This window comes from Pseudarthrobacter sp. 1G09 (assembly GCF_050038305.1).
GTDB classification, from domain to species: domain Bacteria; phylum Actinomycetota; class Actinomycetes; order Actinomycetales; family Micrococcaceae; genus Arthrobacter; species Arthrobacter equi.
Map to the genome: position 1 here is coordinate 1,758,415 of NZ_CP188306.1, position 11,834 is coordinate 1,770,248.

The 11,834-nt window shown below is 66.2% G+C and carries 15 protein-coding genes; 13 read left to right on the plus strand and 2 right to left on the minus strand.

The annotated features are described in order from the left end of the window. Nucleotides 1–135: 135 nt before the first annotated feature. The 8 genes from ACP3TD_RS08125 (at nt 136) to ACP3TD_RS08160 (ending at nt 6,514) form a co-directional block, all read left to right on the plus strand. Nucleotides 136–585 carry a LysM peptidoglycan-binding domain-containing protein gene (locus ACP3TD_RS08125; protein ID WP_426766664.1) on the plus strand — a complete coding sequence of 150 codons (450 nt, stop codon included), beginning with the start codon at nt 136–138 and terminating at the stop codon, nt 583–585. Between the two features lie 134 nt (nt 586–719). Further along, entirely contained in the window at nt 720–1,838 is a 1,119-nt protein-coding gene (locus ACP3TD_RS08130) for a histidinol-phosphate transaminase (protein ID WP_426766665.1), read from the plus strand. A 61-nt stretch (nt 1,839–1,899) separates the two neighbouring features. Beyond that, a complete protein-coding gene (hisB, locus tag ACP3TD_RS08135) occupies nt 1,900–2,526 on the plus strand; it encodes an imidazoleglycerol-phosphate dehydratase HisB (RefSeq protein ID WP_314215895.1) in 627 nt (208 codons plus the stop codon). Then, nucleotides 2,523–3,272 (plus strand): imidazole glycerol phosphate synthase subunit HisH, encoded by a 750-nt coding sequence (gene hisH / locus ACP3TD_RS08140; protein WP_426766667.1) that lies wholly within the window; start codon nt 2,523–2,525, stop codon nt 3,270–3,272. Before hisB ends, hisH begins: the two co-directional genes overlap by 4 nt. Beyond that, nucleotides 3,273–3,431: a hypothetical protein gene (locus tag ACP3TD_RS08145; protein WP_426766668.1), complete on the plus strand. Its 159-nt coding sequence runs from the start codon at nt 3,273–3,275 to the stop codon at nt 3,429–3,431. It begins immediately after the preceding gene. An 87-nt stretch (nt 3,432–3,518) separates the two neighbouring features. Continuing rightward, complete coding sequence (gene priA, locus ACP3TD_RS08150) at nt 3,519–4,265, plus strand: bifunctional 1-(5-phosphoribosyl)-5-((5-phosphoribosylamino)methylideneamino)imidazole-4-carboxamide isomerase/phosphoribosylanthranilate isomerase PriA (protein ID WP_045730334.1); 747 nt, start codon at nt 3,519–3,521, stop codon at nt 4,263–4,265. A 19-nt stretch (nt 4,266–4,284) separates the two neighbouring features. Beyond that, nucleotides 4,285–5,166, plus strand: coding sequence for an SseB family protein (locus ACP3TD_RS08155; protein ID WP_426766670.1), 882 nt, complete (start codon nt 4,285–4,287; stop codon nt 5,164–5,166). 55 nt (nt 5,167–5,221) lie between these two features. Next, nucleotides 5,222–6,514, plus strand: a complete 1,293-nt coding sequence (locus tag ACP3TD_RS08160; protein WP_426766672.1) for an MFS transporter — start codon at nt 5,222–5,224, stop codon at nt 6,512–6,514. 159 nt (nt 6,515–6,673) lie between these two features. On the opposite strand, the gene ACP3TD_RS08165 is transcribed toward ACP3TD_RS08160, so the two are convergent. Continuing rightward, nucleotides 6,674–7,072, minus strand: coding sequence for a DUF1844 domain-containing protein (locus ACP3TD_RS08165; protein WP_015936690.1), 399 nt, complete (start codon nt 7,070–7,072; stop codon nt 6,674–6,676). 404 nt (nt 7,073–7,476) lie between these two features. Here ACP3TD_RS08165 and infC point away from each other — a divergent pair, with 404 nt between their 5' ends. The 4 genes from infC (at nt 7,477) to ACP3TD_RS08185 (ending at nt 10,324) form a co-directional block, all read left to right on the plus strand. Continuing rightward, nucleotides 7,477–8,481: a translation initiation factor IF-3 gene (gene infC / locus ACP3TD_RS08170; RefSeq protein ID WP_426766674.1), complete on the plus strand. Its 1,005-nt coding sequence runs from the start codon at nt 7,477–7,479 to the stop codon at nt 8,479–8,481. A 116-nt stretch (nt 8,482–8,597) separates the two neighbouring features. Continuing rightward, nucleotides 8,598–8,792: a 50S ribosomal protein L35 gene (gene rpmI, locus ACP3TD_RS08175; RefSeq protein WP_009358635.1), complete on the plus strand. Its 195-nt coding sequence runs from the start codon at nt 8,598–8,600 to the stop codon at nt 8,790–8,792. Between the two features lie 119 nt (nt 8,793–8,911). After that, nucleotides 8,912–9,370 carry a 50S ribosomal protein L20 gene (rplT, locus tag ACP3TD_RS08180; RefSeq protein WP_091719357.1) on the plus strand — a complete coding sequence of 153 codons (459 nt, stop codon included), beginning with the start codon at nt 8,912–8,914 and terminating at the stop codon, nt 9,368–9,370. A 60-nt stretch (nt 9,371–9,430) separates the two neighbouring features. Further along, nucleotides 9,431–10,324, plus strand: a complete 894-nt coding sequence (locus tag ACP3TD_RS08185) for a TrmH family RNA methyltransferase (RefSeq protein WP_426766678.1) — start codon at nt 9,431–9,433, stop codon at nt 10,322–10,324. A 102-nt stretch (nt 10,325–10,426) separates the two neighbouring features. Here the strand turns inward: ACP3TD_RS08185 and ACP3TD_RS08190 are convergent, their stop codons facing one another. Continuing rightward, nucleotides 10,427–10,702 carry a GlsB/YeaQ/YmgE family stress response membrane protein gene (locus ACP3TD_RS08190; RefSeq protein WP_426766680.1) on the minus strand — a complete coding sequence of 92 codons (276 nt, stop codon included), beginning with the start codon at nt 10,700–10,702 and terminating at the stop codon, nt 10,427–10,429. A gap of 194 nt (nt 10,703–10,896) precedes the next feature. On the opposite strand from ACP3TD_RS08190, the gene ACP3TD_RS08195 reads away from it, so the two are divergent. Next, on the plus strand, nt 10,897–11,826 hold the full coding sequence (locus tag ACP3TD_RS08195) for a cation diffusion facilitator family transporter (protein WP_426766681.1): 930 nt from the start codon (nt 10,897–10,899) through the stop codon (nt 11,824–11,826). The last annotated feature ends 8 nt before the right edge of the window (nt 11,827–11,834 follow it).

Genomic DNA, 11,834 nt, shown 5'->3' on the forward strand with positions numbered 1-11,834 from the left:
TGAATCAAGCAGTATTCGAATATGTGTTCTAACAGGCGGGTAGCCGTTCGAACACGGAGCCGGTCAGGCAGCACCATGGGGCGGCACCAGCAGGCAACACCAACAGACGCAGTACGGTCCAGGAGGGCTAAGGTCATGTCAGCTACATCCGCTTTCAGGTCACACGGTTTCGACGTTCACGGCAACGGTGCCCGGTCTCAGCAGGCGGCGCGGGAAGGCCAGGTGCCGGTCCAGCGGAATTCTGCCCGTGGACACCGCGGCCAGGTGCCGCTGCCACCACTGCGCCTCACGCGGCGGGGCAAGGTTGTCCTGATCGGGATTCCCCTGGTGCTGCTGGCAGCGCTCCTGCTGTCACTCGCCGGCTTCTTCAATTCCCCGGCCAAGGCCTCCGACTCCGCAGCGGACCTCACGGTGACCCCCACCGTCACGGTCACCGTGCAGCCGGGTGAATCGCTGTGGGGGATCGCCTCCGACCTTGCGCCGGAGCGGGACGCCAGGGACGTCGTGGCAGATATCGTGCAGCTCAACAACCTGTCCGCCGGGAAGATTCTCCCGGGACAGCAGCTGTACATCCCCACGCGCTAGGAATGGTTCGCGGCACGTCTCGCCGGCTGAATCGAAGTCCCGGAATAGCGGGTTGCCGCCCAGAGCGGACCTTGCATGGGCAGGCGTGGACCGTCACATTTTCGGGCGACCGCACCTCCCACTAAACTGTTCAGGTGAATGACCAGCTTGAACGCCTGAACCGGCTTCCCCTCCGCAGCAACCTCCGGGGCATCACGCCCTACGGTGCCCCGCAGCTGGATGTCCCCATCCTCCTTAACGTCAACGAGAACACCCATGGTGTCCCGGCTGACGTCACAGCCGCCATCACGGCGGCGGTCGCCGAGGCTGCCACCGGCCTGAACCGCTACCCGGACCGGGAGTTCACCGAGCTCCGCAAGGCCCTTGCCGAGTATCTTGGCCACGGCCTCGACGAGGCTAACGTATGGGCAGCAAACGGCTCCAACGAAGTGCTCCAGCAGATCCTCCAGGCATTCGGCGGTCCGGGCCGCACGGCGCTGGGCTTCCCGCCCACGTACTCCATGTACCCCCTGCTTGCCAGCGGCACGGACACCGGCTACATCAAGGGCGAGCGTGAGGACGGGTACGGCCTCAGCGCCGACTCGGCCGCCCGCCAGGTCCGGGAACTGAAGCCCAACATCGTTTTCCTGTGCTCACCGAACAACCCCACCGGCACCGGCCTCGGGCTGGACGTGGTGGAAGCGGTCTACGAAGCCGGCGCCGGGAGCCAGGCCATCGTGATTGTGGATGAGGCCTACCACGAGTTTGCCCACGACGGCACACCCAGCGCCCTGACGCTGCTGCCCGGGCGGGAGCGGCTGATCGTTTCCCGCACCATGAGCAAGGCATTCGCGCTGGCCGGCGCCCGGCTCGGATACATGGCAGCCGCCCCGGAAGTAACCGACGCGCTGCGACTGGTCCGGCTGCCGTACCACCTGTCGGCCATCACCCAGGCAACCGCCCTGGCGGCCCTGCAGCACCGCGAAGCCCTCATGGCTGACGTCGAGGACATCAAGAAGCAGCGCGACCGCATCGTGTCGGAGCTGACCCGCATGGGCCTCAAGCCGGCGGCGTCAGACTCCAACTACGTCTTCTTCGGCGGACTGGAGAATCCGCACCAGGTCTGGCAGGAACTGCTGGACGCCGGTGTGCTGATCCGCGACGTCGGTATCCCGGGGCACCTGCGGGTCACTGCCGGCACTGAGACGGAAACCACAGCCTTCCTCACCTCCCTGGAAAGCATCCTTGCCAGCCAGCCGGCCCTTCCCGCCTAGACTTGAAGAACCGGCGCTGGACGCCCTGACCACCCCTTCCTGCCACAAAGGACACCTGACCATGACTTCCACCGGACCGAACGCGGCCGCAGCCCGGACCGCACGCATGGAGCGTGCCACCAGCGAGTCGTCCGTGCTCGTGGAAATCAACCTGGACGGTACCGGCGTCTCGGATATCGACACTTCCGTGCCGTTCTACGACCACATGCTCACGGCACTGTGCAAGCACTCGCTGATCGACATGACGGTCAAAGCCACGGGGGACACCCACATCGACGTCCACCACACGGTGGAGGACGTTGCCATCACCTTCGGCGAGGTGCTTCGGACCGCCCTGGGCAACAAGGCCGGCATCCGCCGGTTTGGCGAAGCCACCGTGCCGCTGGACGAGGCCCTGGCCAACGCCGTGGTGGACGTCTCCGGACGCCCCTACCTGGTGCACGGCGGCGAGCCCGCCGGCCAGGAATACCACCTGATCGGCGGCCACTTCACTGGCTCCCTCACCCGCCACGTCTTTGAGGCCATCACCCTGCACGCCGGCATCTGCCTGCACATGAACGTCATCGCCGGACGGGACCCCCACCACATTGTGGAAGCCCAGTTCAAGGCGTTCGCCCGTGCCCTGCGTGCAGCCGTGGAACCCGATCCCCGGGTTGAGGGCATTCCGTCCACCAAGGGTGCCCTGTGAGCGGCCAGATCCTGAAGGACGGCGCCATCATCAACCCGTCCGCATCAGTCAAGCCCGCCTCCCCGGAGGGCAAGCCCACCGTCACGGTGCTGGACTACGGTTCAGGCAACGTCCGGTCCGCCGTGCGCGCCCTCGAGCGGGCCGGCGCAGAGGTCATCCTCAGCGCCAAGCCCGAGGATGTCCTGAACGCGGACGGCCTGGTGGTTCCGGGCGTCGGCGCCTTCGAGACGGTCATGCGCGAGCTCAAAGCCGTGGATGGCATCAGGCTCATCGGCCGCCGGGTGGCCGGCGGACGCCCCGTCCTGGGGATCTGCGTGGGCCTCCAGGTACTTTTCGAGGCCGGCGTCGAGCATGGCACCGAGGCTGAGGGCATCGGCGAATGGCCAGGAAAAGTCGAGCTGCTGCCGGCCGACGTCGTTCCGCACATGGGCTGGAACACCGTCAAGGTGCCGGAGGGCTCAAAGCTCTTCGCCGGAGTGGAAGGCGAGCGGTTCTACTTCGTCCATTCCTACGGCGTGCAGGAATGGAACTTCGACGTCATCCAGCCGCTGATGGCCCCTCCGCTGGTGACGTGGTCCGAACACGGCGCACCCTTTATCGCCGCCGTCGAAAACGGGCCGCTGTGCGCCACGCAGTTCCACCCTGAGAAGTCAGGCGATGCCGGCGCACGGCTGCTGCGCAACTGGGTGGACGCGCTGCGCCGGCCCACGGAAACCGGCAGCGGCGACGCTGCCGGCGGCGCCTGAATGTGGTCCATCGTCCTGATGGGACTGGCCGGCCTGCTGGTGGGCGGTGCCCTGTCCTTCCGGCAGCAGCACAAGCCCCTGTGGACCCAGGTTTCGTTCTATGTCCTGGCAGCCATGTCCCTGCTCGCCGCCTACCTGCTGACCCTCCCGGCCGGTTGACCGGCGGCCTGGCCAAAGAGTCCGGCCACTGACGCGCGCCGGCACTGTGCCGGCGGCCCGACACCCCCCACAACACCAAGGATGAAGATGACCACCGCAAACGATCTGCCGGTACTTGAACTGCTGCCCGCCGTCGACGTCGTCAACGGCCAGGCCGTGCGGCTGGTCCAGGGCGAGGCCGGCAGTGAAACCAGCTACGGAACCCCGCTGGAGGCCGCGCTGAACTGGCAGCAGCAGGGCGCCGAATGGGTGCACCTCGTGGACCTGGACGCCGCCTTCGGCCGCGGCTCCAACGCCGAACTCCTCCGCGAGGTGGTGGGGCAGCTGGACATCAAGGTGGAGCTCTCCGGCGGACTCCGGGACGACGAAACCCTTGAGGCCGCCCTTGGCCTCGGCGTCGCACGGGTTAACCTCGGCACCGCCGCGCTGGAGAACCCGGAGTGGACGCGCCGGGCCATCGAGCGCTTCGGTGACAAGATCGCCGTCGGACTCGACGTCCGCGGAACCACCCTGGCCGGCCGGGGCTGGACCAAGGAAGGCGGGGACCTCTGGGACGTCCTGGCCCGCCTCGAGGATGCAGGCTGCTCGCGCTACGTGGTCACGGACGTGACCAAGGACGGCACCCTGCAGGGGCCCAACGTTGAACTGCTGCGCCAGATGGTGGAAAAGACCGGCAAGCCCGTCATCGCCTCCGGCGGCATCTCCAGCCTTGATGACCTCAAGGTGCTGCGGTCCCTGGTCCCGCTGGGCGTTGAAGGTGCCATCGTGGGCAAGGCCCTTTATGCGGGCGCCTTCACCCTGCCCGAAGCCCTCGACGTGGCCGGCCGCCGCTAGGCTGCCGGAAGCCGACGCGATGGCCAGCAACGACTCAGGCACTCCCGCACCCCGCCACCTTCCCGGCCACATCGCCGCGGCGCTGGCAGGGGCCGGCGGCGCCACCGACTCCGCAGGCCAGCCCTGGGCGGGCCGCAGCCTCGCCGGCGACGACGCGAAGATCCACAACTTCGAGGACGACGACGGTACGGTCAATGCGGGCTACCGCGCCGCCATCGAGGGGTTGCGCGGGGGAACCGGAGATGAAGCTGCAGTCGTGGCTTCCCTGGCCACGGCACGGGTGTTCATCCCCATCGTGGCCCAACTGGCGGAAGAGACGGAGACTGACCACGGCCTGCATGCCGACAAACAGGCAGACATGGCTCTGGTGACGCTCAAAGCCGCCGACGGCAGGACCGCGCTGCCGGCCTTTACATCAACGGAGGCCCTGAGTGCCTGGCATCCTGATGCCCGCCCGGTGGCTGTCTATGCCGCACGGGCTGCGCTGTCCGCCGTCGCGGAGGGTGCCGAACTCATGGTCCTGGACCCGGGCGCAGATGTCACTTACGTGGTTCGCCGGCCGGCCGTGTGGGCACTGGCCCAGCAGAAACCCTGGCTGCCCTCCTACGCCGACGAAGAACTGGCGGCCGAGATGGGTGCCGCCGCTGCTTCGTTCCCCGCTGTCCGCCGGATCGAGCTCCTGCCCGGCAGGGGAGTGGCAGTCCGCGCAGCCGACGGGACCGTACTGCCGGGCGGCGGCGCCGGACCCGAACTGCAAGTGGTGCTCTACCTCGAGGACGGGCTGGACGCAGGAGGCGTGCAGCACCTGGTGGCTGCGCTGCAGGCCGAGTGGTCCCGGAATGTATTGTTTGGGGAGCGGGTCGATTCGCTCGAGGTCAAGCTGCGGCGCGCCACAGGCTAGTTGTCAGGAGCGGGGCTGTCCCGGGTTCCTGGGGCATACGTAAGGAACCTTTTTCGTGAACTTCGCGCTGTACCGGGAGTTGCTGGCCGTCCGGCCCATCCGGAGGCTTTTGCTGGTGGGCATGGTTGCCCGCATTCCACATTCTGCGGCGGGCGTGCTGCTGACCCTGCACATCGTCCTCACCCTGGGGCAGGGATACGCCGCTGCCGGTGCTGCTGCCGCCGTGATGACGATCGGTATTGCTGTTGGTGCACCCTGGCGCGGGCGCCGGGTGGACACCGTCGGCCTCCGCCGTGCACTGGTCCCGTCCGTAATCTCCGAAGCGGTCATCTGGTCCATCGTTCCGCACGTGTCCTACCAGTGGCTCCTGCCGCTGGTATTCGTCGGCGGCCTGCTGACCCTGCCCATCTTCAGCGTGGTGCGCCAGTCCCTGGGTGTCCTGGCCGACGGCAAGCAGAGACGCACCGCTTTCGCCCTGGATGCCATCAGCACCGAGATGGTCTTCATGATCGGGCCCGCGGCCGGCGCCGTGGTGGCAACGAGCGGGCATACGACGGCGGGTCTCACCGTGGTGGGCCTGTCCACTTCACTGGCCGGGCTGTTCCTGATCTGGTTCAACCCGCCCACCCGCAGCCCGGACCAAACCGAGGAATGCATCGAGGATGAGCAGCACGCGGCCGAAGTCGCCGTGGTCTCGGCTGCGCCCGCCCACCTGCAGGAAGCCGCGGCGGACCTGCTGCCTGCCGCGGCGGACCGTGCCCCGGGTGTCAGGGGCAGGGTGGCGCACAGCTTCGCCTGGTTTACACCTACGGTGGGTGCGGTCTTCGCCGTTGCTGCGGGTGCCGGCATGGTTCTGAGCGGCAGTGACGTTGGCATCGTGGCGGCCCTGGAGATCGGCGGGCACCAAGGCGAGATCGGGATTGTCTTCCTCTTCTGGTGCGCGGCATCCGTGGTGGGCGGACTGGTCTACGGCGCCATGCACCGGCCTGTGCCGCCCATCCTGCTGCTGCTGGGAATGGCCGCCTTCACCATTCCCATGGGTTTCGCATCCGGAACGTGGACGCTCGCCCTGCTGTCCATCCTGCCCGGGCTCCTGTGCGCACCGGTGCTGTCCGCTGCCTCGGAGAAGGTGGCCGACCTTGTGTCCGAAGAGCGCCGCGGCGAAGCGATGGGTTGGTACGGTTCTGCGCTGACCGCAGGGGTGGCCCTGGGTTCACCCTTGGCGGGCGTCTTTATTGACAGCACGGGCCCCTCCGGCGGCTTCGTGTCCGTAGGGGTGGCCGGTGTCATCCTGTGCCTCGCGGGAATGCTCCTGCAGCAGCGCCGGCGCCGCCAGACCGGGACCTGAGCGGACAAACCGGCTGCAGCTTTGCGGCCGGCAGGCCCGGCGCCACTCGAAGGCCGCCCGCCTGTCCAACGTCCTGCGGCGCAGGTTCTTAAAGCGCGACGGCGGGGCGACCCCGTAAAGGTCGCCCCGCCGTCGCGCGCTGTGTGGGGGAGTTCTGGGCTAGTTAACTGCGCCCGTGAACTTTTCGCCCGGACCCTTGCCCGGAGCATCCGGGATCAGTGACTCTTCACGGAACGCCAGCTGCAGGGAACGGAGGCCGTCGCGCAAGGGACCTGCGTGCTGCGATCCGATTTCCGGGGCGGCGGCCGTCACCAGCCCGGCGAGGGCGGTGATGAGTTTGCGGGCCTCGTCCAGGTCCTTCAGCTCGGCGGCGTTCTCTTCTGCGGCCAGGCCGAGCTTGACGGCGGCGGCGGACATCAGGTGGACGGCAGCGGTGGTGATGACCTCGATAGCCGGAACTTCGGAGATGTCCCGGACCTGCTGGGAGACGTCGGCGGAGTTGCCGGCGCTGTCCTGGGCAGGCTCGAAAACGTATGAATTACTGTCTGGGGTGCTCATACTGGTAAGCTTGACACAGACCGACTGGATGTCGTTATTTCAGAGATTGCCCTCACAGGCCAGGTTCCCAGCAGTGCTGTTCGGCGCTGACGGGAATTTTCTCTGTAGAATGGCATGCAGTTTGCAAGCGGAGTTCTCTCCCACCCGCGTCAGCCGTTGTTTCCGAGGTTCCGCCAGGATCCTGTGAAACGCAAGGTTGCCGGGTATACGGTTGGGCATTGGTCCGGCAGTTCGCCGAATCAATGCATGCAGGCCCGTCCCGGGCCCGGCAGCACCAACCTGACATGAGGCCTTCGATTGCTCCGGCAATTGGGGGCCTTCTCTATTTGCCGGGATACAACGACAAAAACAGGAGCTTTAACATTAGCGAGCCAAGAATCAATGAGCGTATCCGCGTCCCCGAGGTGCGGCTGGTCGGCCCTGCAGGTGAACAGGTAGGAATCGTCCGTATTGAGGATGCCCTCCGTCTGGCTGCCGAGTCCGACCTTGATCTCGTTGAAGTTGCACCTCAGGCGAAGCCTCCGGTGTGCAAGCTGATGGACTTCGGCAAGTACAAGTACGAAGCCGCGGTCAAGGCACGTGAAGCACGGAAGAACCAGACGAACACTGTTCTGAAGGAAATCCGCTTCCGCCTGAAGATCGACACCCACGACTACGAGACCAAGCGCGGGCACGCACTGCGCTTCCTCGGCGCCGGGGACAAGGTCAAGGCCATGATCCAGTTCCGCGGCCGCGAGCAGCAGCGTCCGGAGATGGGCATCCGCCTGCTCCAGCGCTTCGCCGATGACGTCGCTGAAGTCGGCGTGGTTGAGTCCAGCCCCCGCATCGACGGCCGCAACATGGTCATGGTGGTTGGTCCGCTGAAGAACAAGGCAGAAGCCAAGGCGGAGGCCCGCCGTGCCACCCAGCGCGCTGAAGCCAAGGCCGAGAATGAAGCCAAGGCTGCGGGCCGGGTGGACACGTCCGGCAAGGACGATGCTCCCATGACCCAGTCGCTGGCGGATCTGCTGCCCGAGGGCTTCACTCTTTCCACCGAGGCGGAAGCACCGGCCGAGGCTGAGCAGGTAACTGCGGAAGCACCCGAAGAGGCCGTTGCCGAGGCTCCTGCCGAAGAAGCTCCGAAGCAGGAGGCTCCGAAGCAGGAGGCTCCGAAGCGGGAAGCCCCCAAGCAGGAAGCCCCCAAGGCTGCGGCCCCGGCGCCGAAGCAGGAAGCCCCCAAAGCTGCGGCCCCGGCGCCCAAGCAGGAAGCCCCCAAGGCAGCGGCCCCGGCGCCCAAGCCGGTGGCGGCTCCGAAGCCTGCGGCTGTCCCGGCTCCGCCGAAGCCGGTGGCCAGACCTGCTGCACCGAAGCCGGCCGCGCGTCCTGCCCCGAAGGCAGCACCTAAGCCATCGGGTAAGAAGACCACTTAGTCCACAGCTGCCGACGGCTCCGGCCATCGGCAGACAGCAACCAGCAGGCCGCCCCCGGGCGGCTGCGCGATAGAGCTGCAGGCATAGCCTGCGGATACGTAAGGAGATCGGTTCCCATGCCGAAGATGAAGACCCACAGCGGTGCTAAGAAGCGCTTCAAGCTGACCGGCAGTGGCAAGCTGCGCCGCCAGCAGGCCAACCGCCGCCACTACCTCGAGCACAAGTCCTCCAGGCTGACCCGTCGCCTCGCCGGCGACAAGATCGTCTTCAAGGGCGACGCCAAGGTCATCCGGAAGATGCTCGGCATCTAATTTCCAAGTTTCCTGGCTGACTGCCGTCCGGTAGTCGGTCAATTGCCAAAAAGCCTTCTCAGGCCACCGGAACATCCGGTGACAGATGCTTGGGATCAGATTTTCGAAGGAGTACGCACGTGGCACGTGTGAAGAGGGCGGTCAACGCCCACAAGAAGCGCCGGGTTATCCTTGAACGCGCAAAGGGCTACCGTGGACAGCGTTCACGCCTGTACCGCAAGGCCAAAGAGCAGCTGCTGCACTCGTTTGTGTACAGCTACGGCGACCGCAAGAAGAAGAAGGGCGACTTCCGCCGCCTGTGGATCCAGCGCATCAACGCGGCTTCCCGCGCCAACGGCCTGACCTACAACCGCCTGATCCAGGGCCTGAAGGCCGCCGAGGTCGAGGTTGACCGCCGCATGCTGGCTGAACTGGCCGTCTCCGACGCCAACGCCTTCGCTGCGCTGGTCAAGGTTGCCAAGGACTCCCTGCCTGCTGACACCTCCGCTCCCGCTGTCCAGGCTGCTGCCGCCCCCAAGGCTGCGAAGAAGCCGGCCACGCGCAAGAAGGCTGTCGCCGCCGAGGCTGCTGCCGAGTAAGCAGCCGCTGCCCCCAGGGGCGGTTCAGGAGCCGGTGGCACCAGCCACTAGAGTTCTTGTATGAACAAAACCGGGCGCCCGCAAGATTCCCCACTGTCCAATCCCCGAGCCGATCGGGTGCGTGACGTGGCGAAACTTGCAGGGCGCCCGGCCCGTTTAAAGCGCGGCCACTTCCTGGCCGAAGGCCCGCAGTCGGTCCGCGAGGCCCTGAGGCTCCACCAGGAGCGGCTTGCAGCGGGTTCCCCGGGCGTTGTCACCGATGTGTATGCCAGCGAGGCGTGCCTGGACCGCTTTCCGGAGTTCGAGGAACTGGCTGACGGGACAAACGCCTGGCTGGCCACGGATGAGGTCCTGGCAGCCATGGCAGACACTGTCAATCCGCAGGGCATCATCGCCGTCTGCAGGTTCGTTGATGTGTCGCTGGAGTCCGTGCTCGACGCCGGTCCCCGCCTGATTGCCGTTCTGTGCCAGGTGCGTGACCCCGGAAACGCCGGGACGGTGCTCCGCGCCGCCGATTCCGCCGGTGCTGACGCAGTGGTGCTGACCGGGTCCAGCGTTGACATCTACAATCCCAAGGCGGTCCGCTCCACAGCAGGTTCACTGTTCCATTTGCCCGTTGTCCTGGGCGCTGAAGTTGCTGACCTCGCGGAGGCGTGCAAGGCGCGCGGGATAGGCATCCTCGCTGCTGACGGGTACGGGTCTTTGAACCTGGATGCCCTCCAGGACGAAAGCGCCAGGCGCCGGCTGACGGGCTCCGGCCCCGACTCGGCGTACGACCTCGGCGGGCCTACTGCCTGGCTGTTCGGCAACGAGGCGCAGGGGCTCTCCGCGGCAGAGCTTGAACTGGCTGACCACCGGGTGGCCGTGCCCGTCTACGGAGGGGCCGAAAGCCTGAACCTGGGAACGGCTGCCACTGTCTGCCTGTATGCGAGTGCCAGGTCCCAGCGCAACTGACGCCTGTTGCTTCTGAACAAGGTCATGGTGCCTCCGGACAAAAGTAAAGGCCCCGGAAGATCCGGGGCCCTGGATAGCGGCAGATTCCGCTAACGGTGCCTTCTAGGGCGCGCGGGTTGCCTTGCCGCGGCCAGTGATTGCTCCGTAGATGCCGGCGACCACAAGGCCGCCAACAATAGCGAGAATCCAGGTTCCGAGGTCAAAGAAGCCAAGATCGCCCCGGTTGAACAGGAGGCTGCCAATCCAGCCGCCTACGATGGCGCCCACCACACCCAGAACCAGGCTGGTGACCCAACCGCCGCCGACCGTGCCGGGCATGACGGCTTTAACAATGGCCCCAACGATCAGGCCGAGAATAATCCAAGCAAGAAAACCCATGTTTCCTCCTCATATATTCACGGGAACGTGATGGTCCCGATGACGCTCAAGCTAACATAACGGGCCTGCAAAGTCAGCAGGCGGCGGGCCTTGTGCCTGCTGCATGCGGGGACGCACCGTGGGTAGGGTATGCATGGCCGGAAAACGAAGCCGGACCGGTGATGCGACTATCCCGAACCTTGGAGGGGGCCACCGTGGCAGCACATGGCGGAAACAAAGCGATCATTGCGGCGCTGGCCGCCAACCTGTCCATCGCGGCATTGAAGTTCGTTGCATTCTTCCTGACCAGGTCATCGTCGATGCTCGCCGAAGCGATCCACTCCGTCGCCGATTCCGGAAACCAGCTCCTGCTGCTGGTGGGCGGCAAGAAGTCGCAGCGGGCCGCCAGTCCCCAGCACCCCTTCGGGTACGGACGTGAGCGGTACATCTACGCGTTTATCGTCTCCATCGTGCTGTTCAGCGTCGGTGGCCTTTTCGCGCTGTTCGAAGCCTGGGAGAAGTTCCTCGATCCGCACGCGATCGAAGGCGATTTCTGGTGGGTTCCGCTGGCCGTCCTGGTGGGTGCCATCCTGGCTGAGGGCTTCTCCTTGCGGACGGCGATCCGCGAATCGAACCGCTCCCGCGGCTCGCAATCCTGGGTGAAGTTCGTCCGCAGCGCCAAGCAGCCGGAGCTGCCGGTGATCCTGCTCGAGGATTTCGGCGCCCTGCTGGGCCTGGCATTTGCCCTGATCGGCGTAGGGATGACTCTCCTGACCGGCAACGGGCTGTGGGATGCCGCGGGAACCGCCATGATCGGCCTGCTGCTGGTCGCCATCGCGGCTGTGCTGGCGCTGGAAACAAAGTCGCTGCTTGTGGGGGAGTCCGCCACGCGGCAGGACGTCGAAAAGATCACGGCCGCCATCGAGTCCGACGGCGGCCGGCTGATCCACCTCAAGACGCTCCATCTGGGGCCGGAAGAACTCCTGGTGGCGGCCAAGATAGCCGTCAGCAGGTCCTCCACAGGAGAACAGATCGCCACGGAGATCGACGCCACGGAGGCAAGGATCCGCACCGCTGTCCCCATAGCGCGTGTGATTTACCTGGAGCCTGACCTGCAGCGGACGTCCGCGCTGGAAGACCGGTAGGACAGCGA

Excerpts from the sequence above, each read along its gene's own strand:
- ACP3TD_RS08185 (WP_426766678.1), top strand. The coding sequence starts at position 9,431 with ATGAACAAAACCGGGCGCCCGCAAGATTCCCCACTGTCCAATCCCCGA.
- ACP3TD_RS08125 (WP_426766664.1), top strand. The coding sequence starts at position 136 with ATGTCAGCTACATCCGCTTTCAGGTCACACGGTTTCGACGTTCACGGC.
- ACP3TD_RS08155 (WP_426766670.1), top strand. The coding sequence starts at position 4,285 with ATGGCCAGCAACGACTCAGGCACTCCCGCACCCCGCCACCTTCCCGGC.
- ACP3TD_RS08190 (WP_426766680.1), bottom strand. The coding sequence starts at position 10,702 with ATGGGTTTTCTTGCTTGGATTATTCTCGGCCTGATCGTTGGGGCCATT.
- hisB (WP_314215895.1), top strand. The coding sequence starts at position 1,900 with ATGACTTCCACCGGACCGAACGCGGCCGCAGCCCGGACCGCACGCATG.
- ACP3TD_RS08165 (WP_015936690.1), bottom strand. The coding sequence starts at position 7,072 with ATGAGCACCCCAGACAGTAATTCATACGTTTTCGAGCCTGCCCAGGAC.
- rpmI (WP_009358635.1), top strand. The coding sequence starts at position 8,598 with ATGCCGAAGATGAAGACCCACAGCGGTGCTAAGAAGCGCTTCAAGCTG.
- priA (WP_045730334.1), top strand. The coding sequence starts at position 3,519 with ATGACCACCGCAAACGATCTGCCGGTACTTGAACTGCTGCCCGCCGTC.
- ACP3TD_RS08145 (WP_426766668.1), top strand. The coding sequence starts at position 3,273 with ATGTGGTCCATCGTCCTGATGGGACTGGCCGGCCTGCTGGTGGGCGGT.